The organism is Psychrobacter sp. DD43, assembly GCF_904846555.1.
Lineage (GTDB): Bacteria > Pseudomonadota > Gammaproteobacteria > Pseudomonadales > Moraxellaceae > Psychrobacter > Psychrobacter cryohalolentis.
Map to the genome: position 1 here is coordinate 45,087 of NZ_CAJHBE010000004.1, position 25,346 is coordinate 70,432.

A 25,346-nucleotide genomic window follows, 5' to 3' on the forward strand; every position below is an offset into this window, starting at 1 on the left:
GGCTGTAAAGCTATTTAAAATGATTAAAGGCTATCGATAAATCTTTTGCCGTCTTTTTAGCCAACGTGGTACACGAGTAGTAGTACCATTTAGCACAGCGTTAAATAAAGCTGCTAGCAGAATGAGTATGACGCCGACATATTGAATCCAAGATAATGATTGATGCAGTAATAGCGTTGCCAAAGCAATCGCGGTTAGAGGCTCAAAGATAGTAAACACTGATGCACGGGTGGCAGGTAGCTTCTCTAATGCCTTCATATAAAGTGCAAAGGGTACGACGGTTCCAATCAAAGACAATCCTAATGCATAGCCCCAAGTAGATAAGGGTAAGGTTAGTAATTGTCCATAAGTTTTATAGGTTTCAGGTAGTAGTAGCAGTATGCCAGCACTGATGATAATAGAGGTAAAAAATACTAAAGGAGCAGGGTGCGCGTCATGCATAGCGCGCTTACCCAATACCCCGTATAGGGAATAACATATGCCTGATAATAAACCTAATGCTATACCCCAGTTGACTTGCGCCTGCTCACCTAACATCGTCAAGCCGACACCAAATACTGCCATGAGTGCCAGTAGGGCTGACTGCCGAGTAATGGATTCATTAAGCAAGAATGCTGAAAATAATAAGCTAAAAACGGGCGCAGTATATAGCAAGGCGACTGCAGGGCCAGCACCGACATAGATAACGGCAAAAAAATAGCAAACCGACATACCGAGTACACCAATCAACGACTGTAGTGCCAGTCCGAGCCACTGTTTTGGACGCAACTTTATTAGCTGTGGCCATAGTTTTGGTAGCATAACAAGGATAATAAGAGCGGCGGTCACGATACGTAAAATGGTCGTTTGCCAGCCACTAAAGCCATTTTGGTTGAGATAGGTTGAGAATATCCCTAAAGTACCCCAGCAGACAGCGGCTGTAATGATTTGAATGGTGCCTATCCATGACTGCCGTGCTGACATTGCGCTATCGGTATGTGCCATATCGCTCTCTATTTTTATTTGTTACCAAGTTCAAAGAATAAGCGGTCCAAGCCTTCTGGCTGATTACTTAATAATATGCTGAAATAACAAAAGACAACCTGATTAAAGGCTGCCTTTTGTTTGTTTTTTCAGTCTATCATTAAAGCGTTAATTAAGTACTAACACAAGTCAGTTAGACATAAAATGCAATTTATTTGAGTTAGGTGCAGGCTTCACTTCAGCTTATTACCCTTTAGCGTCATATCCTCCAAACCAGCTTAAGCATCGTGATTTACACCTGAAGTAAAAAATTCGTCAATAAACGCTTGGCACCTTCGGTCGCAAATGACTCTGGGTGAAACTGCACGCCTTGAATCGGATAGTCTTTGTGCTGCACACCCATTATCTCATCACCAGCCAGCGCCGATTCAGTCAACTCTAAATCGTTATGTTCATCATTGGCGACGACTGCGGTGACAGTCAAACAATCCGGTAGTGTGTCTGCTTGTACCATCAATGAATGATAGCGCATGATTTCTAACTCCTGCGGCAAATCATTATAAATGCCCGCACCATCATGACGAATGGCTGAAACCTTGCCATGCATCGGTACACTGGCGCGTATCACATCACCGCCAAATACATGAGCAATGCCCTGCATGCCTAAGCAAACGCCTAATAGTGGCGTCGTTTTGCCCATCACTTCAATCACTTCGGCACAAATGCCAAAATAGGCAGGATCATCAGGTGACCCAGGACCGGGTGAGATAATAATACGGTCAAGACTCATCGCTTGTACGTCTGCTAAGGTGATTTCATTATTACGCTTGACGATGACATTTGCTTGTTTATCACTGTCCATCGTCTGCAAAATCTCACCGATATACTGGTAAAGGTTAAAAGTAAATGAGTCGTAATTATCGATAATTAAAACATTCATGGGTAGCCAACTCTTTGATAAATTATATGTGGTTATGGGTTCATAAAGCTGTCTAGTACCACTTTCATAGCAGAAAGCTTACGCTGGATTTCTAGATATTCATCAGCAGGATTGGAATCGTACACATTGCCGCCACAAGTCTGTGCATAGGCCGATTCACCATTGATAAATAAGCTGCGAATAGGAATAGCAAAAATACAATCACCGTTAAAGTTAAAGGATCCTAATGCGCCGCCATAAGCACCACGACCATCTGGTTCAAGCTCGTTGATGACTTTTATCGCTTCAACTTTTGGTGCGCCTGACAATGTGCCGGCAGGGAAGTTGCTGGCAAGTGCGCTAAACATATCCTCATCGGGATGCAGAATACCGACGATTTCAGAGGAGATATGCTGTACGTGTGAGAAGCGTTTGATATCCATCAAATTACGCACTTTTACCGTACCAAATTGTGCGACGCGTCCGATATCATTGCGATGCAAATCGACCAGCATATTGTGCTCAGCAATCTCTTTGGCATCATTCAGTAGGGCACGCGCAAGTTTGCGGTCTTCGGCAACATCAACACCGCGCTTGGCTGTACCTGCGAGCGGATAGGTCTCCATCTCGCCCTGACGCAAGCGAAATAGCAATTCAGGTGAGGCACCGATGATGCATTGCTGAGCAAATTTCATAAAATACATATGGGGTGATGGATTGACTGCCCGTAGCTTTTCATAAATTGGCATCTTATCGCCCGCAATACGATATTTGGATTTAAAGCCGACTTCACATTGAAAAATACGCCCAGAGATGATGTCTTCTTTGACTTGCATGACGACTTTAGCGTGCTCTTCTTGACTCATACCATCACCTAAGAACTCTACGGTGGGCGGTTTATAGCTTGGGATAGGTACATCAACTAAGGCTTTGATTTGCTCGATGCGATTGTCTTGCTGAGCGGTTGGGTAGTAAAAATAGAATATCTCACCGGTCATTTTATCGAGCGTCAAGCCATCTAGATAGACACCAAATTTGAAAGGTTCAAAATCATCGCTTGGCTTGGCATTGAGACTTGGCTCAAAGAAATTGACACAGTCGTAGCCTAGATAGCCGACAAGACCGCCACTTTGCTCACGAGCAATAACGTGCTGCGGAGTAATAGTACGTAGAAGCTGATAAGGATTGTCAGTCTGATAATTTTTGGTTTCAGCGGTTTTATTATCGGTAATGGCAAGGGTAGTGCGGTCGATAGCAGCAATGGTCATCACCGGATCAAAACCAATTGCATGGTGACGTGACATATGGCTGTCTTCGCCTAAGGATTCGAGCAAATAACAAGTATCGAAAACCCGTTCAATGCGTTTAAATAACGCGAAAAAATCAATATCTTGCGTCAGCTTTATCCGCTGCGGCTTGCTTGGAATATCAATAGTAGCAGGCTGGTCATATTGTAGTGTAGGAGAGGTCATAATGAGGTCCAAAGTAATTCAAATAGGTCTTATAAAATAAATTCAGCTAACATTCTTGGCGTTAATTGTCTTGTCTGTGGGTGGCTAGCAGTGCGCTTACATCGTGAATTTGCATGGCTTTGGCGCCGCGAGAGACCGTTGCGATGCCAACGCCCAACTGTTCGGAGATGTCACGCTGGGTGATGCCACGCTCGAGCAAATCAAAAATACAGATACGATTGGCAATCTCGTGTTGCTCTTTAGTCGTTAGTAGCGCTGTTAATAGCTCATCGATATCATTACTGTCATTGCAATGGGCTAAATGCGTCAACAAGCTACGATAAGGGTCAGTGCTCATAATATTTAATCTTAATAAAAAAGAGGTAAGTGGCTATCTTGTTTCAGTATTCTAGTACAGTAGTACATAAAAAACAAGTAAAGTGATTAATGTTTTAGCATTGCTTGATTAAAGCGCTGTTTAAAAATATTAACTTCAGCATAAAAATAAAAAGCCAGCTAATCGTAATGAGCTGGCTTTACTATTAAAAATTTTGCTGGTGTTCTAAAGAACAATGAATGATAGATTCGAATGAACGACTATGCCTTTATATTGCTTATTTTACTGGACGAATAAACGGCATATGTCTATTTACATCTTTATATAGTAAGTATCTAAATGGACCCGGTCCGCCAGCGTAACAAGATTGTGGGCAGAATGCGCGTAACCACATAAAGTCACCTGCTTCAACTTCTACCCATTCACCGTTTAAGTGATAGACGGCTTTACCTTCTAATACATACAAACCATGTTCCATAACATGCGTTTCATCAAATGGAATCACGCCACCTGGTTGAAACGTCACGATATTTACATGCATGTCGTGACGCATATCAGACTGCTCGGTAAATCGAGTGGTTGTCCATACGCCATCAGTACCCGGCATCTCAATAGCTTCAACATCGTGATCGCTAGTTACAAACGCTTCAGGCACATCAATACCTTCACAATGTTGATAAGCTTTACGTATCCAATGGAATTTAACGTGCTTATCGCTATTGTTTTTCAGCGTCCATTTGCAGCCAGGTGGTAAAAATGCATAACCACCGGCTTCAAGATGATGCGACACGCCTTCAATAGTCATATCCATTTCACCTTCAACGATGAATACGACACCTTCGGCATTTGCATCTAGCTCAGGCTTTTCTGAGCCGCCATTAGGCGCAACTTCGACGATATATTGTGAGAAGGTTTCAGAGAAACCTGACAGTGGACGGGCAAGTACCCACATCCGCATGCCTGTCCAAAAAGGTAAATAACTAATCACGATGTCGGTTAGTACACGTTTAGGAATAATCGCATAAGCTTCGGTGAAGATAGCGCGATCGGATAGTAATTGTGTTTGTGGAGGCAATCCGCCAGTTGGTGCGTAATAAGTACTTTTTGTTGTCATGGTTCGTGTTCCTTAGGGGTTTAGTGCCGCGATAAATTTGTGTCTGAACCTTTGATTTTTTATGCGATTAATGCTCTGACATTAGCACAATTCTTCGTCAGTTGACGATAGCCATTAGGCCTGATCTTTAGCTTGCTCAGCAGAGATATCAATGCAAACTTCCCAATCATCAATCTCGAATTCATGGCAGTTGTTACCATCACCATTAATACGATCAATAACTAAAAAGTCACAATCCGCTTTTAGTGCCAGTAGCGGATGATGCCAAACACTGGCGTCATACTGTACACCTTGATGTGAACGGGCATAAAACACCTCTAAATCATCAGCTGATTTTGGTGGCTCGCCAGCTTTTGCCACTACAACTATATAGTCTGTGCCATTCATAGAAAAGAAGGCTTGCGTACCAAATGGATGGTATTCCATAACCGATAACGTAATAGGGCAGTCACGTCTTTTGGTACGGAAAATACTAAAACCGACTTCTCCGCCATCATGAGTGACTTTTGAGATGGCATTATGGCGACAGGCAAAGCCACGATTGATATCCCAGCTGTTTTCAGGACATTTTTCTTGATCATCATAAGGCTCAATAACTGAGCCATAAGGCACAAAAGCAGCTTTAGTTAAAGGTTTAGCAATGATTGTGGTTTTCATAAGTTCACCTTTAGATTAATTAGCAATATTATTTATTTGTTCTAGCAACTTATTAAGTGATAGATCTATTTGAGATAAGAAAATACCGGACATAAGATATCGTTTTTAAGCAATTACAGCACTCAGGTATCAACTACCTTGAGCGTATCATCCGTTAGCTTACGTGGTTGCTACTACGTACGTGCTTATTAATATGATTATACGTCTTATGATTGTTGTTACGGCTACATCCAGTTGGCGGTGTTATCAGCCGTGGCTGGATGATTTTCATACCAGTGCTTGGCGATTTCATCGCGGCGGCAGATCCAAACGTCGGGTTTACTGGTGATATATTGTAAAAACTGTTTAAGCGCTTTAATGCGACCAGCACGACCAATGATGCGGCAATGCAAACCAATGGTTAGCATCTTGGGAGTGTCTTGACCTTCTTCATATAGAGTGTCAAAGCTGTCTTTTAAGTATTGATAAAAAGGTTCAGCATTGGTGAACCCAGGACTTGAAGAAAAACGCATGTCATTGGTCTCAAGCGTATAAGGAATGACCAGATGCGGTTTGCGAGCAATTTTGTTGCCTTCTTCTACTTTAACGTTGAGCCAGTACGGCAGCTCATCAGCATAAGAGTCAGAGTCATAAATGTAGCCGCCTTGTTCTGCGACCAGCTCGCGAGTATTTGGGCTATCGCGACCGGTATACCAGCCAAGAGGCTGATTGCCGACCATACGCTCAAATATTTCAGTGGCGCGGCGTACATGTTCACGCTCGGTCTCGCGGTACATATATTGATAGGTGATCCAGCGCAGTCCGTGACTGGCAATCTCATGACCATCTTCTAGAATGCGCTCAACAATATGCGGTGTTTTTTCGGCAGCGGCTGCACAAGTAAAGGTAGTAATAGGTAAACCATATTCTTTAAAAGTATCTAGTACGCGCCAAACACCCACTCGGCTACCATATTCAAAGGCGGATTCAATCGACTGATGGCGGTTGTTAAATTCTGGCGTACCTAAAACATCTGATAAAAAACGTTCTGACTGACCATCACCATGCAAGACACTGTTCTCTGCGCCTTCTTCGATATTTAGCACAAACTGTACGGCAATCTTAGCGCCGCCCGGCCAATTGGCTTTGGGTGGATGGTCGCCATAGCCTTTTAAATCGCGTAGATAAGCGGCTTGATCAAAGTCGCTGGTTATCTTTTTTTTCATGGTGTTTTATCCTTTATAAAAACAGAGTAATAGGTCTATTAGAAATGTAATAACTATTTTTTATTCTACTCTTGCACTTCATGTTTCTGACTTCACCGCCTTATTCTACTATGGTGTCAGGATCTACTGCATAAGGGCGCATCAATACCCAATACACGATGCCACCTATTGCCGCGCCTAATAAGAAACCATAACCTTCAAGCTTAGTCAGTGCGGGTATCAATACCGTGGCGATAGAGAATAAAGCGCCGATTGCAAAGGCGATAAGCGCACGGATGTTCCAGCCTTTGTAGTAGTAATAAGCACCAGTTGGGTGAGCGGAAAATAAGTCATTCATATCGATATGTTGACGTTTAATCAGGTAATAATCGATGACTAAGATACCAAAGAATGGAGCGATGACCGCACCAATAGTATTTACAAAACCGACAATACCGATCTTACTGATGAATGATAACCACAATGCACCAACGAAAAAGGCGATAACAGCAGTAATTAAACCGCCCATGCGAAAGTTAATATGCTTAGGAAATAAGTTAGCCAAATCGTAAGCAGGGGGAATAAAGTTTGCAACCATATTGATACCGACGGTTGCGGCAAAGAAGGTCAGCGCTGCAATAATGGTCAAAGGTAGAGAATCTACACGATCAACAATATCCGATGGATTGGTCAATGCTTCGCCAAATATTACTAGGGTTCCAGCGGTAATGACCAAGGCGATGAACGAGAAAAATACCATGTTAATCGGCAAACCGAGTAAGTTACCCAAGCGCATATCGCGCTCACTACGCAAAAATCGTGAGAAATCACCGAAGTTTATGACGACTGCTGCGAAATAAGCAACCATCGTACCGACGATAGCAGTAAATGCCTGTATGGAATTTCCACTATAATCGCTGCCACTAGCGAAGATAGAGTTAATCGCAGGTAACAACTCAGAGCCTGATTGATACCAGATGACGGCCATCAGGATGACCATAACGACATAGACTAGCGGTCCTGCCCAATTCAAAAAGTGCTTGATCGGCTCGATGCCTGCCCAAAACAGTAAAATCTGAAATACCCAAACGATGACAAAGGCAATCCAAGCGGTACTATTCAAGCCTAAAAATGTCGTATCTGGGCTACCTATGACAATAGTCAACAAAATGGCAACTGCAGTTGAGGCAAAGTAGGTCTGCACCCCGTACCAAAAGATACCGATAATAGCGCGTAAGATGGCAGGTAAGTTAGCGCCATTGATACCCATGCTGGCACGTATTAAGACTGGAAAAGGGATGCCATATTTGACACTAGGTTTACCAGTTAAGTTGACCATCAGCATGACGATGAATCCTGAGCAGATAATCGCTGCCATGACCCACCACCCATTCAGTCCATAACTCAAAAATAAGGAGGCCGCTAAGGTATAACCGAATAAGCTCTGAATATCATTGGACCAAACATTAAATATCGCAAACCAACCCCAATTACGCTGTTCAGGCTGTAGTGGGGCAAGATCTTCATTATATAATCTTGAGTTTTTGCGTTCTGGATTAAAGGTATTGCAATCATAGAGCGCGCTATTGGATTGAGTACTGAGCTGACTTCCTTGCTCATTCGCAGTGGACATCCTTTTCTCCCTTTAGATTGGAATCAATCGAAATAAACATTGTTAACACTTATTAATGTTTATTGTTAACACTTTAAGGATGTCTAGGTCATTGGTCAAGATAATTGTTTGATCAGCGTTTACTCTTCTTTGTCTAGAATGCTCATTTATAACCCTGAAGCATAAGCAACCAGTTGTTGGCGCTCTTCATCGCTTAGCTGAGTGATATTACCCAGTGGCATATAGCCACTTTGTACGGCAGTCACAATCTTAGCTTGATGAGTTTTTATGTCTGCAGGGGTTTGGATAATAATACCCGCTGGCGGCGCATTAAATCCAGCTTGTGTTGGTTGTGCCGCATGGCAAACGCTACATTTTGCTTCTACTACTTTAATGATAGCGTCGTCAGCTGAAGGAGCAACAGGTATTACTTCGTCGGTAGCGGCAGTTCCGCCAGCAACCGCATTGGGATCAGCCTCTGTAGCAGTAGCAGGTGCTACCGTATTTGTATCTTGAGTGACAGCAGCAGGCGGTGTATCTGTCGGTGCTACTTCAGTGACAGCAGGCGTCTTGATTGGAGAAACTGGTAATGGCTCGATAGGTGCTGGACGCATCCAGATAATCAATAGTACGGTTGCTATCGCAGGAATTACTAAGAATTTTGGTCTATGGCGACCCAAGTGTTTTTCGTTGAAGTAATGACGAGCTGTTGCCGTGATGACACCAATGAATACCAATATTAACCAACCATGCGCATGTGAATACATCATTGGATAGTGATTACTAATCATGATAAAGATGAGCGGCAAGGTAAAGTAGTTATTCATCAATGAGCGGTTTCTGGCCATCAATGCCAAATCTGCTACTTCTGGACCTGGTTTGACACCGCGGCGTACACAATCTACGAGTGCGCGCTGAGCTGGCATAATACCGAAGAAGACGTTACCTGCCATGATAGTACCTAAAATGGCACCGACATGGATAAAGGATGCACGATCACTAAACAGCTGGTATGAGCCCCAAGTGGCGATAATCATGAGTACAAAGATAGTGATACTGAAAGCCAGTTTATTTTTGCCGACATTGCTGCGTACAATGACTTCATAAATAAAGTAACTACCGAATAAGAACAGTAAACTGGTCGATATAGCACCAATGCTACTACCAAAATCAACTTTGCTCGGATCAATCAAATAAGCTGTGGCATTGATGTAGTAGACAATAATGAGCATCGCCATACCAGTCAGCCATGTGGTGTAAGCTTCCCACTTAAACCAATGCAGCGTTTTTGGCATCTCTTCAGGTTCGAGCTTGTATTTGGCAATTTCATAGAAACCACCACCATGTACTGCCCAAAGATCGCCTGAAATGCCTTTTTTGGCTTTCCATTCTGGTGGCTTCTGAAGACTCATATCTAGCCATACGAAATAAAATGATGCGCCAATCCATGCTACACCAGCGATAACATGAAACCAGCGGAAAAATAAGCTTAGCCAATCGAGAAGATATGCACCCATGTTGTCAATGTCCTTTTATATTATTATATCTTGGTAACTCGTAACGACTTTTGCTCACCTTCGTTATTATAAAAGATTGTGATACAACGTAGCGATACCAGCATTATTCATTTGGTCTTAAATCACTGACCTCATTGTCAGGTGTTTAAAGTTTCCAGCACTCGTTTAGCCTTGTTTTTATAAGGTTTCGAGTCATAAAGCTATAGAATCATGATCCGCGATAAGTGCCGTAGCCGTGTGCGCTAAGCAGTAGCGGCACATGGTAGTGACCGTTATCTTGTATCATAAAATCGATGACCACTTGCGGATAAAATACTGTGAGGTTTTGCGTATCAAAATATGCTTGGGTATCAAAGGTCAGCGTATAGCGACCGATATCTAAATGATACTCGGCAATATCAATTTCTGGGTTAAATGCCCAGCTATCTGGCGTCACGCGACCATCAGCGTTGGTGATACCGTTTGCCAATAATGACGGCTCGCCACTGGCACTAATACGATGTAACGTCACTGCGATGTCAGCGGCAGGCTTGCCAAGATGGGTGTCTAAAATATGTGATGAAAGAGTACCTGACATAATAATTCCTTTTATGTATGAGAGAGACAAAGCAAGATTTAAGCGTCGCCTAACAGTTTTTGTAAACGTAAACACGTGATTTTATTTTGTTCAGTAGCCGCATTGAGCAATTCAGTCTCGCGATCATTCGGCAGGCGTGCTTGCAATAGATCAAGCATTTGCTGCGCGCTTTTACCAGTTGCAAAGACAATAAAGATAAAGCCGAATTTATCGAGATAGTCTTGATTGCCTTGTGCTAACGCTTCAAGTACCGCATCTTCAGCGTCATTGGCGCCTGATTGCTCATGAGCGGCACTGTCTTGCGTATTGCGATACTTCTCTTTTAATGAGTCGACATTGCCAATCTGTGGATGACCATCAAAGGCTTCTAGTAAGTTAGCTTCATCCGCTTTAGCTTGTTGCCACGCGTCATCGCTTGCACTCAGTAGCGCTTTTATATCTGCAAACGGACGTGCGTCTGCCAAGGTTTGCGCCCATTGGCTACTGGTACAGCAAGTTAGAAATTCTGAGGTCGCATCGGCTTGCGAGAGGGCGTTCAGTTGCGGTAGTGATAAGCTCACAGTGATATCCTTATCTGTTGACACAAAGTGTTGACGGATACACATTTATCATTTGAGTGATATGAATTTATAAGGTACAGACAGTATCGTGTGCTGATATTAGTCTGTTGATTACTGAACTCAGGGAAAAACTCAGGTGAAAGTAGTATCGATTGAGTCATAATTGGTTAATATATATCCATTCTGCTTAAACCTGACTAAATGGTCAACTACTTTATGCAAAATATTTTTATTTTTTACTAGATATGCTAATAATCGGTGTGTTTATTCACAGTTTATCTTAAAGTCACGCTAGAATATGGTACTTACTGATATAAATGTCTAATGGTGCAACCTATGACTCAAATTTCTAAAGCAAAAGCTTCATCCGCCTCTGAGAGCGTGGTTCATCGCAATCAGCATGATATTCGTGCCCAAAACCAAGCGGTGATTTTGACTGCCGCTGAAGAAGAGTTTGTGCTGAAAAGCTATCGCGGTGCCACCATGCAAGGTATCGCCGATCGAGCAGGGCTGCCAAAAGCCAACGTGCATTACTATTTTAAAAGTAAGACCAATCTGTACAAAGTAGTTTTGCGTGCCATCATTCAAGAGTGGAATGATGGCTTGGTGACGATGACAGTAGACAGCGATCCGAGAACCGTTATCGAAAAGTTCGTCCGCACCAAATTGCATCAAGCATTTGCAAACCCAAATCGCCATAAGCTATTTGCGTTAGAGGTCATCGGCGGTGCCCCGCATTTACATGATTTTATGTCGACGGCGATGAAAGATTGGGCACTGGATAAGACACAAGTCATGAAGATATGGCATGAGCAAGGCAAAATCGCCATTGCTGACCCTTTACAGCTATTGATTTTGATTTGGGCAACCACGCAGCGCTATGCAGAGTTTGAAACAGAAATCGTCGGCTTAATGCAAAAGAGCGCGTATGATGAGACAGACGAGGCACGCGCTGCTGACTTCTTAATACCTTTTATACTACGAGGTTGCGGACTCGAGTAGGGGTAGATTGGAACAACTACTATTAATGAATGGCTTGACGCATAAAGGATTGCTTTAACGATATCGCCGCTAATTAGCGCTTTATCATTAAGGCAATCCTTTTCTTTTGTCACTCAGCAAAGTCTTTTACATTGTCTTAAAAAATCATCTAATCCTTCACTTTTAAGCGGCTTCACGAGCAGGCTTCACGTCATCCTCAGCATGCTGGTCAGCCGTATCAAACTCCGCACCAAAACTTTTTGGTAAAATCATATCAAGCGTAATCGCGATAATACCCGATACGGTCACTGCTGAACCAAAGATATTACGGAACATCTGAGGCATTTGTGCAAATACATCAGGCACAAAGGCAACACCCATCGCCAAACCTAGAGAAGTGGCTATGATTAAGATATTACGATGGGTAAAGTTTACGGTCGAAAGTATGCGAATACCAGCAGTCGCTACGGTTGCAAACATAAGCAGTGTCACACCACCAACTACTGGTTTTGGCAGCTGAGTGAAGATAGCACCTAGGATAGGGAATAAACCCATAAAAAATAAGATACCGCCGACATAGAAGCCCACATAGCGACTAGCGATACCCGTCATCTGAATAACGCCATTATTCTGACTAAAAGTAGTGACTGGGAAGCTGTTAAAGATACCAGCAATGGCAGAGTTGACACCATCGGCCAGTACCCCACCTTTGATACGTTTCTCATATAGTGGACCTTTGATAGGCTCACCTGAGATCATCGACGTTGCGGTCAAATCACCAGCAGTCTCGATACTGGTAATGATATACATAAAGGCAATCGGTATAAACGCTTGCCAATCAAAACTAAAGCCAAACTTGAAAGGCACAGGTACAGTCAGTAGCGGGGCTTGTGAGACTAATGAGAAGTCAATACGACCCATAAATGCTGCTACCAGCAAGCCTAACATCAGACCAATAAAAATAGCGCTTGAGCGAATAACTTTGTTAGGTACGATACTAATAAGCACGACACTGATTAAGACCCCGCCACCCAGTAGCAAATTCTCCATGCTACCAAAATTCTCTGCACCAACACCGCCTGCTAGATCGGTTAGACCAACTTTGGTTAGGGACAAACCAATAGTGACAATGACACAGCCGGTGACGATAGGGCTCATCAAGGATTTAAGTTTAGTAATAAACTGACTCAAGAATATCTCGACAAAGGCGCCTAAGAATGTCACGCCAAAGATAACAGAGAGAATCTCCTCAGGACTACCACCTCGGTTTTTTACTACAAAACCTGCTGCTAACACTGCCGCTAAAAAACCAAAGCTGGTGCCTTGCAGAGCCATCAGCCCTGAACCGACAGGACCAAATTTACGGGTTTGAATAAAGGTTGAAACCCCAGATACCATTAGCGCCATACTGATCAGGTAGGGAATATGCTCACCTAGACCCAAAGCACCGCCAATAATCAATGAGGGCGTAATAACACCAACGAAAGCGGCGAGTACATGCTGTACCGCACCTAAAAATGCTTTTGCAGGCGCAGGACGGTCGTGCAGTCCGTACAATAAATCGGGATTTCCTTGAGTATGCTCACTCATTTTGGCTTTCTCCTAAAGTGACTTTTAGTCCAAGCTCTGTAAAGATATTTAGAGACAGCGTTACGTTGATAAATAGGAGACATATGAGGGTCTCTATAAACCCTTATCGCAGCTAGCTGTTTACACAGTATCAAACACAGAGTCGCATGATCCTTATGCAAATACATGCAAGCAAATAACCAGTCTTTCTCAGTGTGACCGATAGTCGTATGTACAAACCTGACTAAATAGTCAACTATCTTAGGGTATATGTAATTGGCAGTATATTGCAATACTTTTTTTTGATATTCAGCGTTTATAAATAATCACTCTGTCGCTGATAATCGCCTCCGCATATAGTTGGAACTTATCTAGACAGCAATACACTAAAGGTATTCATCAGATGTGCAGGTGCTGATACAAGCGTACAAAAATATTAAAAGAAAATTTTTCAGTTTAAATATTGCCAAATTGTTAATACTTCGTTATTATGCCTGTCAATATTTAAACGCTAATCATTATCATTAACATTAATAATGCCATTCTTATATGAAACTTAATAATTATTAAAGCATCAAGCTTTTTAGAAAGTGATTTTGGGCAAAAATTACTGATTATTGGTTTCCTAAACGAGTTTTAAAATTCTTATACTAGATAAAGTGAGTATGTTATGCGCGAAGTAAAATTATCAAGATTTTCTAGTCGATTGACCGTATTGTCTATGGGCGTAGCAGCAGTATTAGGGGCACAAGCGGCGAGTGCTACGACCTCAGCAGATATGCCGAGCACTACCTTACAGACCATCACAGTGACGGCAAACAGTTCAGTACGTGAAAGCGTGCAAGAGGGCGGTGTTGATGTTGAAGGCTATACCCCAGCTGCGCAGGCAAGCCACTTAAGTGATTTTTTAAATGTCGTACCCGGTGTTACGGTAGGCGGTACGTCAGCGGTCAATCAGCGTATACGCGTACGTGGACTCGATGATACCAATTTGAAAGTGACCATTGATGGCGCTCGCCAAGAAGGCACGCTGTTTTATCATATGGGCGATGTGACCATTGACCCTGATTTGCTAAAACAAGCGGAAGTATCGGTCGGTAATAACTCAGTGACACTAGGTAACGATGCGCTAGGTGGCGCAGTTGCTTTTAAAACCGTTGATGCCGCTGATTTGCTAAAACCGGGGCAAAAAATCGGTGCCAAATTGCACGCAGGTTATGCTAGTAATAATGATGAACTGCTCACCTCAGCGACTGTGTTTGCTGCGCCAACGGATAATATAGACTTACTGGCTTATTATGGTCAGCGTAATGCCAATGCGGGTGAAGATGGCGAAGGTCGTAAGATCCAAACGGAAGATAGCAAAGGCGAGAATATTTTATTAAAGGCGGGCGCGTATATTGCCAATGACCATCACGTAGGGGCTAGCTTTAGCCGTACCGAAAACGAAGGCATGTTCCCATTACGCCCAGATTTCCCAGCAAGCCCAGGCGTTGGCAGCTGGAATGAAATTCTGCCGCAAAAGGTTAAGCGTGATACTTATGGTCTGGACTATAGCTACAATCCTGCCAGTAACTTAGTTAATGTCGATACCAACGTTTATCAAACCGAAACGCAGATTTCACGAGATACCGACTATACGACAAAGCCAGGTTATAACTGGGAAGCGGGCGTAAAAACCACTGGCGCAAAAATTCAAAATACCAGCATCATTGATACCAATGTCGGCAGCCATAAACTAATCGCCGGTGTTGAACACTACAAAAAAGAATCTGAGCTAGAGCGCGACTTCGTTAAAAAGGGCACCGATGAAGCCAAAAATACCTCTATTTATCTAGAAGATCAGTGGAAAAATGGCAAATTAACCTTAACGCCGGGCGTACGCTACGACCGTTATGAATCGCCTGAATTTGTTGCTGGTGGCAAAACTTATGACAATGTTGTTGGTGCGCTTGCAGCAAGCTATGAGATTGCACCGTTAACGCAAGTATTTGCCAGTTATACGCAGTTATTCAATGGCCCTGATTTGAGCCAAGCGATCTTTAACTCAGATGGCGACAAAACCTACGTAAATAACGACTTAAAAGCAGAAGAAGGATCAAATGCTGAGATTGGTATCTTAAAAACATTGCGTGACCTAACGGTAGCGGGTGATGCGTTACAACTTAGCGGAAAATATTTTGAAACTGATATCGAAAACTTTATTGAATTTGTCCGTTCTGGTGGTACTCGCGTTGGCTTAGACTGTACCACTGGACAACTTGGTGGCGCTTGCCAAGGCGCGGTCAATAAAGATGAAGATTATAAAATTAAGGGTGTTGAGCTCGCTGCTGACTATAAAATGGATAATTTTAGCATGGGTCTAAGCTATGCCCATGCACGTAGTAAAGGTGATAAAACGGGCTATAGCATCCCATCAGTGACTGGTGGCAGCGCCGACTCAGGCGATAAATATATGGTGAACTTGGCCTACGTACCAACAGACACTACTGAGCTTGGCTGGCGCAGTACCTATGTGGCTGCCATCACGCCCAAAACTGAATCTGCCCAGCCTGAAAAGTCTAACTATGATGTGCATGATATTTTTATGAGCTATATGCCAAAACAAGTCGAGGGTTTAAAAGCGACTGTTGGGGTTTATAATATCTTTGATGAAACCTATGCCAGCCATGCGTCACGTTCGCTTGCAGAACAAGCAGATGGTTTGCGTACCGACTTTGAACCCGGTCGCAATATCAAAGCATCTTTAACCTATCAGTTCTAAATTTATACTGATCATGCGTAAAAAATGAGTATCAAAAAAGCCAGCTGCTTTGTATAAGAGCTGGCTTTTTTATGTTGAAACCTCTTTTTTAAACCATATGTCTTTTTTAAATCGTTTTATGCGTCTTTAACACATCAGCATTTAGCGCAATTCTAACGCTAAAATTAATAAAGAATAATAATCAATGATTTCATTTAACCCACGCCAAACTTGCCTATGGATTCACCGTTATACTGGACTTGTGATGGCCTCTTTTTTACTCATGGCTGGTATAACGGGCGCACTATTGGCATTTCACGATGAGCTGGACGCGGTATTTAATCAGCGTTTGGCGGTTGTTGAGAAAGCGCAGACACCGCCATTGTCTATCGCCACCTTGCATGACAAGGTGATTAGCCGCTATCCAGAATACGGTTTTTCAACCATGCCCGTGGCAATCGAGCCTAACCGCGCCGTCGTCTTTGCGGTTGATAAATATAAAGGCGATGTAAAGGTAGAACCTGCGCCTTTATTTCAAGAGGTTTATATCAATCCCTATACTGCGGATATCATTGGGGCACGTGATAAAGACGAGTGGGCATGGCGCAATACCATGTGGAAGGTGTTCTGGCTGCATCGTGAGTTGTTGCTTGGTGATATTGGTAAGTTAGTACTAGGTATTATTGCGCTTGTTTGGACGATTAATTGTTTTATTGGATTTTATTTGACCTTTCCAAGAGCGGTTAAAAAGAATCAGGTACCGCCCCAATATCCTGCTAAAAAACGGGCTTCTTTATTAATACGCTGGCTGCCTGCGTGGAAAATCCGCACCAAAACCAATACCTTTAAGCTTAATTATGATGTGCATCATGCGTTTGGTTTATGGTTGTGGCTGATGCTGTTTGTGATTGCATGGTCAAGTGTGGGTTTTAATTTGCAGCAGATCTATAAGCCGGTGATGCAAGCGGTGGTAGGGCTTGACAGTAAAGCAGGCAACAAAGGCAAAGAAGATAAATTAAATAAAGCAGATAAATCTAGCGCACCAGTTAGCACTGAAATGATCACCGCTAATATTGTTAATAAAGCCAATAGTATCAATTATTTAGGCAAGAAAGCGAATATTGCCGCGCAAGAAAACGGCTTAACCGTACAGCAATTATTAGGCGTTCGCTGGGTTGAGGAAGATAAGCAGTGGCAAATGCGCTTTAAAACCAATCAAGACATCGGCAAGAAAAGTGGCGCGTCTTCAATTACAGTCAATGCAAGAGATGGTAGCATTGAGAAAATAAATTTTGCTTATCAAAACGCCCCATTTGGTCATAAAGCTGACCAATGGTTATCTACTTTACATATGGGACATATCAGTCATGGTGTCGGTCATCTGGCATATCAAATCTTCTTGGCATTGATTGGACTAGCCGTTGCCGTCTTGTCTGGTACTGGGGTATATCTGTGGTGGAAAGGTCGACAGCAACGCTTAAAATCTTTGCGAAAGCTGAGATAAATTGGTCTAAAAGTGACAAAGCCGTTTACAAGTACGATTTTAAGCCGCATCCACGATTACCGGACGACCTTGATGATTAAGTACCGTCACATCAACGTTATAGAGATCTTTCATGGTTTGTTGGGTAATGACATCGACAGGACGTCCAATAGCTTGTACTTGACCGTCCTTCATGGTCACCACCGTATCAGCGAACTGGGCGGCTTGATTGATGTCATGGAGGACAATGACCACGGTTTTTTTCTGGCTATGACTTAACTCACGCAGCTCACGCATCAAGCGCCCTGAATGATACATATCGAGATTATTTAGCGGCTCATCAAGCAATAAATACGGTGTATCTTGGCAAACAACCATCGCAATCAGCACCCGTTGCCGCTGTCCACCCGATAATGCAGATAAAAAACGCTCAGCTAAGGACTCTAGTTCAAAACGCTCGATAATCTCTTTAACCTTTTGCTGATCTTTCGCAGTAGGTCGTCCTTGGTGATAGGGATAGCGCCCAAACATCAGCAATTCATGTACCCGCAGCCGCCCTTGTACTTGATTGTCTTGACTGAGCATCGCTACCGTTGTCGCAAGGGTACGCGCATTGCATTGAACAATATCACGTTCCTCATTATCTACAGCAAAGCTAACCTGTCCGCTTTGCAATGATTGCAACCGCGCCATCACCGAAAATAACGTCGATTTACCGGCACCATTGGGACCAATTAAAGCGATGACTTGTGACGGTGGCAATAATAAGTTGATATCGTGCAAAATCTGCTGCTTGCCAATATGATGCGATACACCCGTTATTTTTATCATAATGCTTCTTTTTTAGCTGAATGTTCAATAAGTGATTAGAGTTTTTAATTCAAGCGCCGCTGGCTCATAAATATCAATACTAAAAATACCAAGCCGCCTGCCATCTCAATAACGACGGACAGGACGCCTGCCATACCGAGCACTTGTTCAAAGAGTGTTTGACCGAGTACCAAGCAAATCATCGCTACTAAACTCACTAAAATGAGCCGTTCGCTATGATACATATGGCGCGCCAGTCGATTGGCTAAAGCGCAGACCAATAAGCCAAAAAAGGTCACGGGACCGACCAACGCCGTAGCTGTAGCGACCAATACCGCGATGACAGTTAATAGCCCAAATGCCAAACGTTGATAGTTAATACCGAGATTAGTTGCCTGCGCTTTACCCAACATGAGCACATCACATTGATACCGCCAGCGCCAAATAAATAGCGCACTCACGACACAAATAAATAGACTGATGACTAATAGCTGCGGATTGACCGTATTAAACTGCGCGTAACTTGCTGATTGCACCACCACAAAATCATCTGGATTAATCAGTCGCGCAATCAGGGCTGATAAGCTGCGAAACAAGACTCCAAAAATAACCCCTACCAATATCAGCCGCGTTAAGTCCTGACTGCTTTTGGAAAACAGTAATTTAAACAGCAGCAACGACGCACCAAACATCAATACAATCTCAAGCGAAAATTTGGCAATCGGATTAAAACTAGTAAAGCTAATCGCCCCTAAGAAAAATACCAATACGCTTTGTAATAATACATAAAGCGAATCAAAGCCCAATAATGAGGGCGTGAGGATAGGGTTATGGGTTAAAGTCTGGAAAAGCAGAGTAGAGACCCCAATTGCGTAGCCGACCACCATCAGCGCCAATAGTTTTTTACCGCGTAGTGGCAGGGCAAAGTCCCAATGCCCATGGACATTGACGGTTAAAAATAATATGGCGGAGATTAATAAAACAAGAGCAGCAACAGATTTAGGCTGTTGACTGATAGCTAACCATAGCCTTGCCCAGAATTTTGCTAATGGGTTCAGGTTGGCGGTAGCACTCTTAGCACTATCAATAGTAGCATCAGTCGTTTGACCAGACGAGGCAGAAGGTAAAAACATACGCTAATCTTATAAAAGAGAATGGCAAGTAAAACAACGATAACTTAGATAATCTAACTCATTTAGGACTCAGCAGGTGCACGTAATAAGAGCCATAAAAACACCACCGTTCCGACCACACCAAAGACGGTCGCTACCGGAATCTCGAACGGATAGCGAATCGAGCGCCCGATAATATCGCAAAGCAATACCGCTGAAGCGCCCAATAACGCGACCGCTGGCAAGCTGCGCCTGAGCTTATCGCCCATAATGCGACTGACGATATTCGGCACGACCAAACCAATAAAAGGAATCATGCCAACCGTCACCACGACCACGGCACTCATCATGGCGACCATACCAACGCCAATCCACGTCACATGACGCTTACTGATACCCAAATTTAAAGCAATATTATCGCCCAAACCAATAATGGTCAGCTTATCGGCGATAATATAAGCGATAATACATAGCACGCCGGTCAACCATAACAGCTCATACCGTCCTGACAACACGCTTGAGAAGTCACCAAATTGCCAAACGCTGAGCATCTGTAACGTTTCCGTTTGATAGGCAATAAAGGTAGTAATAGCATCAATAATCCCGCCAAAGACAATACCAATCAACGGAATCATCAAGAAATCTGTCGGCGGAATACGATGAATCAGCAGCATAAAGAGCATCATGCCAAATACCGCCGCAATGGTTGCCACACTCATCTTTATAATTAGCGCGCTGGCTGGAAAGAACAGACTCACCACCAATAAGCCAAGGGCAGCGCTTTGGGTTGCGCCGACCATAGACGGCTCTACAAAGCGATTCTTGAGTACCACTTGAATAATCATCCCAGCCACTGCCATGGCAATTCCGGTCAAAATAATAGCAATCGTCCGCGGCAAACGACTGACCAGCATCAGTGAGCTGTCTGAGTTGGCACTATGATTGGCGAGGCTATGAAAAACACCTGACCATGAAAAGTCAGCAACCCCAATAGATAAACTTAGCAATACCAACATTCCCATGATGACAAAGCTTGCTGTATTGATTAACCCAGGTGCTATTTTTGCGTGGCGTGGTTTAGAGTTTAACTGACCATTTACCTTCTGCTGCCATCTTGAGGGTACAGAAGATATAGATGTATCACTATTAGCGTTATCAATATTAGTAGCGTGATTAGAAAATAGGGGCATAACGGCTGCTAACTTATGGCTGGCGTAAAGGGTAGACGCAAGAATGGGCATTTACGTCTGTTTTTCAACGAATAAAAATATTTACTTTGCTTGGCTAAATGCCGTTTTAATCGCGGTCAAATCTTGCATCCACTGATAATAACCGCCAAATGCTAGGTATGAATCTGGGCTTAGATAGACCACTTGAGATTTTTTCCAAGCCGTTGTTTGCGCGACTAATGGATTGTCCAAGACGGCTTTTGCACCAACGCTTTCTTCACCGATAGCCGCGCTACGGTCAATCACAAACAACCAGTCAGGGTTGGTTTTTTGCAAGTATTCAAAGGAAACCGGCTGACCATGATCGGCGTCTTTTATCTGATTATCTACCATAGGTACGCCAACTACGGTATGGATAAAGCCAAAACGTGACTTATCACCGTAAGCAGACAACTTATTACCATTAACCATGATGATCAAGCCATTGCCTTTATCTTTGGTCGCTGTTTTCGTCTCATCAATAAGACCGTCGATATCCTGTTGCAGCTTCAAGGCTTGATCGCTTTTGCCAAATAACGCACCCAAATCATGCAAGCGCTGTTTGCTAGACTCATAGATATTGGCAGTATCAATACTCATATCGAGCGTTGGGGCGATGCTTGAGAGCGCATTATATTTCTCTGCCATACGCGAGCCGACCAAGATAGCTTGTGGTTGCATTGCGTTTAATGCTTCAAGATCTGGCTCAAATACCGTGCCGACTTCTTTCGGATCTGGTTGAGTTTTTGAATGCAGGTTATTCAATTTTAGACCGCTTGGCATGCCATCAACAGCGACATCGAGTGCTGCCAAATCCTGCATCAAGGTCATGTCATAAACCACTAGCGGCGATGGGTTGATTGCCAAATCAACAGATCCCTTGATGGTATCAACGCTAATAGTGGTCACAGAAACCGCCTCGTTAGTGGCGACATTTTCGGCTTTATCAGCGGTTTTATTTTCGGTGTTGCTATCTGCGGGTTCTGAGTCATTAGATTCAGGAGCACTACAGCCAGTTACGGTAATACTAGTAAGCAGTGCAGTCATGAGAGCAGCTATTAAGGGACGTTTAAAAACAGGAGTAGCACGGTGGCTAGAGAATGAGGTAGTAGACATAGATAACTCGGTATAGGACGGGTTTTGGCAGTTTTATACAACCTGCTCGATAAAAATCTTCATTTAACGGCAGGTTAAATGATTCGGTGTTTTATTATAAATTGGGTAAATAATTCAGCCGCCATCATAAAGTAATTGAGACGTATTATCAATAAAGATGATAATGATTTTTATTAACTAAGTGTATTCAGGTTATAATAGACTCGCATACTGACCCAGATTGAACTTAAAAAATTCACAATAACGCCTGAAATATTAGAAATTTACTATTGATAATAATTATCGTTTGCATTATTATCACCACCATTCTATGACGGTTAAATGCTAGAGTATTATGAGTTCAACGGATTTAGAGACGCCTCCACTTAAATCAATCTTGATAGCGATACTAGTTGTAGTAGGGCTTCACGTACTTACGGCAGTGGCATTGGTGGCAATGAAACCGTCTGTACCCAAAGTCGCGCCGCCCAAACAGACGCCGCCTATTGAAATAGAGCTGGTATCATTACCTAAAGAGCCGGAAAAAGTGGTGAAATCTGTTGAAAAAGAAGTGACTAAGGTTGTGATAGATAAAAGCACGCCAGCGCCAAAACCGCAGGCTATAATAAAACCAAAGCCGGTCACAGAGACGCCAAAACAACCAGTGGTACAAGAACGCAAACCTGATATTACACCGCTGGTCAAAAAAGAAAAGACAACGTCGATTGCTCAAGAAAAGCCGTCACAAAAACAGATTCAGAAAGAAGAGTCGCATCCCGCCATTGATAAAGCCATATCTGAGCAGCTTGCTAATAACCAAAAGGTTAACAATCAGCAAGCTGAGCAACGTCGACTTGTAGCAGCACAAGCCCAAGTCGCCGCGCAAGAAATACAGATGCAACAGGCGCAGGCTCAGGAAGCGCAAAGAGTAGCAAATGCTAAAGCCGCTCGAGATGCCCAAGCTAAAGCGAGTGCCGAAGCAGCAAGAGCGGCTAAGCAAGCAGAAGAGGCCGCTAAAGCAGCTGCTGAAAGTAATGAGCCTGTCAATTTTACCGCCAGCTCGGCAAATTGGGTATCAGCCCCAAACTTCAGTTTCCCTGAGCGCGTTGCACGACGAGCAAATTCGGGTGATACGCTCAACGTAGTGTTGATACTGAGGGTAAATAAGCAGGGCGGGATCGATAATGTGCGTATCGCTCAATCTTCGGGAAATGCGGCATTGGATAAAGAAGCGACGCGGCAAGTGCGCTCAGGCAAGTTTAAACCCTTTACGAATAATGCTGGCGTACCAGTGGTTGGCAATGTGACCTTGCCTGTGAGCTACGCAGTACCTTAATGATTATCCATCTATAAAAACATACATTCTAATCTTTTCACGATAAGCATAAATGCGATAGTCGCTGCAGGTTTATGTGATGGCACAACTTACTAGGGAGTCTGACATGGACTTTACAACTTACTGGCAATATAGCGACATGGTGACTAGAACCTTGTTCTTTTTACTGCTCGCTTTATCTATCATCTCTTGGGTCACGGGCATCATTCGGGTGCTACAAAGCCGAAAATTGGTGACGACTGTTGCTGATGATTTGAGCCAGCAGATGCAGGCAAAACACTCAGATCTAAGCGTGGCAGATGCAGCGACGCGGCGTTTGATTACTGAGCAAACCTTGCTAAAGCACATTGGTCGCTACCGTTTTGCTAGCGAGCGTGGTTTGCCTATCCTTGGTACGACAGCAGCGATTGCACCGTTTATTGGTCTGTTTGGGACAGTATGGGGTATTTTCCATGCCCTACGTAATATTGGTATGAGCGGACAAGCAGGACTTGGGCAGGTAGCGGGACCGGTCGGTGAGGCACTTATCATGACCGGTTTAGGAATAGCCGTAGCGATTCCAGCGGTAGTGTTCTATAACCTTGCTGTACGTATTAATCGTAGCATCATGTACCATGCAAATGATCGCGCCCATGATTTACTGGCGCAATCTGCTGCGCTAGCAGTCACACAACAATCATCAATAAATAATGAATCTGCCGTGACTCAAGCTCAGTTAGTAAAAGGTAATCATACAGAGACGCAAGCCCCTCAACAAACAGAACATTATCATGAATCAGCACCATCACAGCCGTAACTCTATTTATTGATAGGGTTTTACATTAAAAGAAAGCGAAGCGACAGATAAGCTAGAAAGTAATAGCTTTGATGATTATACAAAACGTATTGAGAATATTATGGCATTTCAATTGGGTGATGATAGTAGTCAAAGCATGAATGAGATGAACCTCATTCCGCTGATCGATATCATGCTGGTATTGATGATTATCTTTTTATTGACGGCGAGCGTATTGAATCCGGCAGTGCCATTAGATTTGCCAAAGACCAGTGCGATGTTAAATGAAATCCCGCCCGAAGCGATCCAAATCAGTATTGATAAAGATGCAGGGATATTTTGGGACAGCGATCCTATTAGTATGGAAGAGCTAGAAGTACGCTTGCAGCAGCAAAGTGCCGCTGGCAAAGATCCTTCCGTACAGCTACGTGCTGATAAAGACAGTAAATATGATACCGTCGCTCAAGTGTTGGCAGCGGCGAGTGAAGCGGGACTAAGCAAAATAGCCTTTGTTAATGAATAATCGTTAAAGCCATAAGACTGCTAAAAATATCAGCAAACTTATTAACAGAAAAATCAGCAGAATAATAATAAGAACCATCAAAATAATAAACTTTCTCTCCGGCCTCACAAGGTAATCTTGTGAGGTTTCCTTTATTTTATTAATGTATTATTTGGCTTTTATTCTTGATAAATGCTTACCAGCCGTAGCCAAACGGGCGATAGCCGTAGCCGCCATAGCGTCCAGGACCATAACCAAACGGATAAGGCGAACGCAAGTAATCAAGGTCACGTTGGCGGATATGGTAATAGCGACCTTGCGCGTAAGCTTCTTCGAGCTTTTCAATGCCTTCAAGCGGGCAGACAGGCTGCCAGTCATAGCCTTCACGACCACGCTTATAAGCATTTAGCTCAGTACAGTATTTTTTTAGCCCCAGCTGACGACCCTGTTCCCATTGAATACGGTTTGGCATGGGAGCGCCAGCACTAGCACAGCTATTAGCATAATGACCAAAATAATCCCCTGAGCGCCCATTGATACCGTCGGCATAGCCCACTTCTTGCCAGTTGCTGCTTTGACATTGCTGCGGCGTCAGGCTTTTTTGGGTGGTAGCACAGCCTGGTAAAGTAAATAAGGCAACACCGATTAGTGTTAGGGCAACGCTGGACCTACTCATGATTGGACTGCGCGATTTTTGAGTAAAATTGGCACTCGATGAGTTTCGCTTAATAAGATTATTCATAATAAACCTGCGCGCGTTTAAAATTATGGTTTATCATAGCACCTTTTTATAGGCTCGACTTTTTGTATCTTGTTATCGAACGAGTAGCTTTCTGTACTA

General features: G+C 43.3%; 23 protein-coding genes. 6 read left to right on the forward strand and 17 right to left on the reverse strand.

Annotation, left to right across the window (positions count from 1 at the left end):
- Window positions 1-30: 30 nt before the first annotated feature.
- The 11 genes from JMX89_RS03080 to uraD form a co-directional block, all read right to left on the reverse strand.
- Complete coding sequence (locus JMX89_RS03080) at window positions 31-984, reverse strand: DMT family transporter (RefSeq protein ID WP_201530981.1); 954 nt, start codon at window positions 982-984, stop codon at window positions 31-33.
- 271 nt (window positions 985-1,255) lie between these two features.
- The gene (locus tag JMX89_RS03085; RefSeq protein WP_201530980.1) at window positions 1,256-1,903 is read right to left on the reverse strand and encodes an anthranilate synthase component II; all 648 of its coding nucleotides are present in this window, start codon (window positions 1,901-1,903) and stop codon (window positions 1,256-1,258) included.
- Between the two features lie 32 nt (window positions 1,904-1,935).
- Window positions 1,936-3,354: an anthranilate synthase component I family protein gene (locus JMX89_RS03090; protein WP_201530978.1), complete on the reverse strand. Its 1,419-nt coding sequence runs from the start codon at window positions 3,352-3,354 to the stop codon at window positions 1,936-1,938.
- A 61-nt stretch (window positions 3,355-3,415) separates the two neighbouring features.
- Window positions 3,416-3,691: a Trp family transcriptional regulator gene (locus JMX89_RS03095; RefSeq protein WP_011514242.1), complete on the reverse strand. Its 276-nt coding sequence runs from the start codon at window positions 3,689-3,691 to the stop codon at window positions 3,416-3,418.
- 256 nt (window positions 3,692-3,947) lie between these two features.
- On the reverse strand, window positions 3,948-4,784 hold the full coding sequence (locus JMX89_RS03100) for a bifunctional allantoicase/(S)-ureidoglycine aminohydrolase (RefSeq protein WP_149409246.1): 837 nt from the start codon (window positions 4,782-4,784) through the stop codon (window positions 3,948-3,950).
- A 114-nt stretch (window positions 4,785-4,898) separates the two neighbouring features.
- Window positions 4,899-5,441, reverse strand: a complete 543-nt coding sequence (locus tag JMX89_RS03105) for an ureidoglycolate lyase (protein ID WP_201530976.1) — start codon at window positions 5,439-5,441, stop codon at window positions 4,899-4,901.
- A 224-nt stretch (window positions 5,442-5,665) separates the two neighbouring features.
- Window positions 5,666-6,646, reverse strand: coding sequence for an allantoinase PuuE (gene puuE, locus JMX89_RS03110; protein ID WP_201530974.1), 981 nt, complete (start codon window positions 6,644-6,646; stop codon window positions 5,666-5,668).
- A 100-nt stretch (window positions 6,647-6,746) separates the two neighbouring features.
- Window positions 6,747-8,258: an NCS1 family nucleobase:cation symporter-1 gene (locus JMX89_RS03115; protein WP_201530972.1), complete on the reverse strand. Its 1,512-nt coding sequence runs from the start codon at window positions 8,256-8,258 to the stop codon at window positions 6,747-6,749.
- A gap of 146 nt (window positions 8,259-8,404) precedes the next feature.
- Complete coding sequence (locus tag JMX89_RS03120; RefSeq protein ID WP_201530970.1) at window positions 8,405-9,754, reverse strand: urate hydroxylase PuuD; 1,350 nt, start codon at window positions 9,752-9,754, stop codon at window positions 8,405-8,407.
- A 208-nt stretch (window positions 9,755-9,962) separates the two neighbouring features.
- A complete protein-coding gene (gene uraH / locus JMX89_RS03125; protein ID WP_201530968.1) occupies window positions 9,963-10,331 on the reverse strand; it encodes a hydroxyisourate hydrolase in 369 nt (122 codons plus the stop codon).
- Window positions 10,332-10,369: 38 nt separating this feature from the next.
- Window positions 10,370-10,891 carry a 2-oxo-4-hydroxy-4-carboxy-5-ureidoimidazoline decarboxylase gene (gene uraD / locus JMX89_RS03130; protein ID WP_265088672.1) on the reverse strand — a complete coding sequence of 174 codons (522 nt, stop codon included), beginning with the start codon at window positions 10,889-10,891 and terminating at the stop codon, window positions 10,370-10,372.
- Window positions 10,892-11,227: 336 nt separating this feature from the next.
- Between uraD and JMX89_RS03135 the strand changes: the two genes are divergently transcribed.
- A complete protein-coding gene (locus tag JMX89_RS03135; protein WP_011514234.1) occupies window positions 11,228-11,893 on the forward strand; it encodes a TetR/AcrR family transcriptional regulator in 666 nt (221 codons plus the stop codon).
- Window positions 11,894-12,055: 162 nt separating this feature from the next.
- On the opposite strand, the gene JMX89_RS03140 is transcribed toward JMX89_RS03135, so the two are convergent.
- Window positions 12,056-13,462 carry a uracil-xanthine permease family protein gene (locus JMX89_RS03140; RefSeq protein WP_011514233.1) on the reverse strand — a complete coding sequence of 469 codons (1,407 nt, stop codon included), beginning with the start codon at window positions 13,460-13,462 and terminating at the stop codon, window positions 12,056-12,058.
- Window positions 13,463-14,111: 649 nt separating this feature from the next.
- Between JMX89_RS03140 and JMX89_RS03145 the strand changes: the two genes are divergently transcribed.
- Both JMX89_RS03145 and JMX89_RS03150 read left to right on the forward strand, forming a co-directional pair.
- On the forward strand, window positions 14,112-16,205 hold the full coding sequence (locus JMX89_RS03145; RefSeq protein WP_201530964.1) for a TonB-dependent receptor domain-containing protein: 2,094 nt from the start codon (window positions 14,112-14,114) through the stop codon (window positions 16,203-16,205).
- A 184-nt stretch (window positions 16,206-16,389) separates the two neighbouring features.
- Window positions 16,390-17,688, forward strand: coding sequence for a PepSY-associated TM helix domain-containing protein (locus JMX89_RS03150; RefSeq protein ID WP_201530962.1), 1,299 nt, complete (start codon window positions 16,390-16,392; stop codon window positions 17,686-17,688).
- 39 nt (window positions 17,689-17,727) lie between these two features.
- Here JMX89_RS03150 and JMX89_RS03155 read toward each other — a convergent pair whose 3' ends face one another.
- From JMX89_RS03155 to JMX89_RS03170, 4 genes are all read right to left on the reverse strand, one after another.
- Window positions 17,728-18,498, reverse strand: coding sequence for an ABC transporter ATP-binding protein (locus JMX89_RS03155; protein WP_201530960.1), 771 nt, complete (start codon window positions 18,496-18,498; stop codon window positions 17,728-17,730).
- Between the two features lie 44 nt (window positions 18,499-18,542).
- Window positions 18,543-19,610 (reverse strand): iron chelate uptake ABC transporter family permease subunit, encoded by a 1,068-nt coding sequence (locus JMX89_RS03160; RefSeq protein WP_201530958.1) that lies wholly within the window; start codon window positions 19,608-19,610, stop codon window positions 18,543-18,545.
- A 62-nt stretch (window positions 19,611-19,672) separates the two neighbouring features.
- Window positions 19,673-20,779, reverse strand: coding sequence for an ABC transporter permease (locus JMX89_RS03165; RefSeq protein WP_201530956.1), 1,107 nt, complete (start codon window positions 20,777-20,779; stop codon window positions 19,673-19,675).
- An 81-nt stretch (window positions 20,780-20,860) separates the two neighbouring features.
- Window positions 20,861-21,913: a siderophore ABC transporter substrate-binding protein gene (locus tag JMX89_RS03170; protein WP_201530954.1), complete on the reverse strand. Its 1,053-nt coding sequence runs from the start codon at window positions 21,911-21,913 to the stop codon at window positions 20,861-20,863.
- Window positions 21,914-22,247: 334 nt separating this feature from the next.
- On the opposite strand from JMX89_RS03170, the gene JMX89_RS03175 reads away from it, so the two are divergent.
- From JMX89_RS03175 to JMX89_RS03185, 3 genes are all read left to right on the forward strand, one after another.
- Entirely contained in the window at window positions 22,248-23,228 is a 981-nt protein-coding gene (locus JMX89_RS03175; RefSeq protein WP_201530952.1) for an energy transducer TonB, read from the forward strand.
- Between the two features lie 106 nt (window positions 23,229-23,334).
- A complete protein-coding gene (locus JMX89_RS03180) occupies window positions 23,335-24,024 on the forward strand; it encodes a MotA/TolQ/ExbB proton channel family protein (RefSeq protein WP_201530950.1) in 690 nt (229 codons plus the stop codon).
- A gap of 100 nt (window positions 24,025-24,124) precedes the next feature.
- Entirely contained in the window at window positions 24,125-24,526 is a 402-nt protein-coding gene (locus tag JMX89_RS03185) for an ExbD/TolR family protein (protein WP_011514224.1), read from the forward strand.
- 175 nt (window positions 24,527-24,701) lie between these two features.
- Here the strand turns inward: JMX89_RS03185 and JMX89_RS03190 are convergent, their stop codons facing one another.
- Window positions 24,702-25,247 (reverse strand): DUF2799 domain-containing protein, encoded by a 546-nt coding sequence (locus tag JMX89_RS03190; protein WP_227672989.1) that lies wholly within the window; start codon window positions 25,245-25,247, stop codon window positions 24,702-24,704.
- Window positions 25,248-25,346 lie beyond the last annotated feature (99 nt).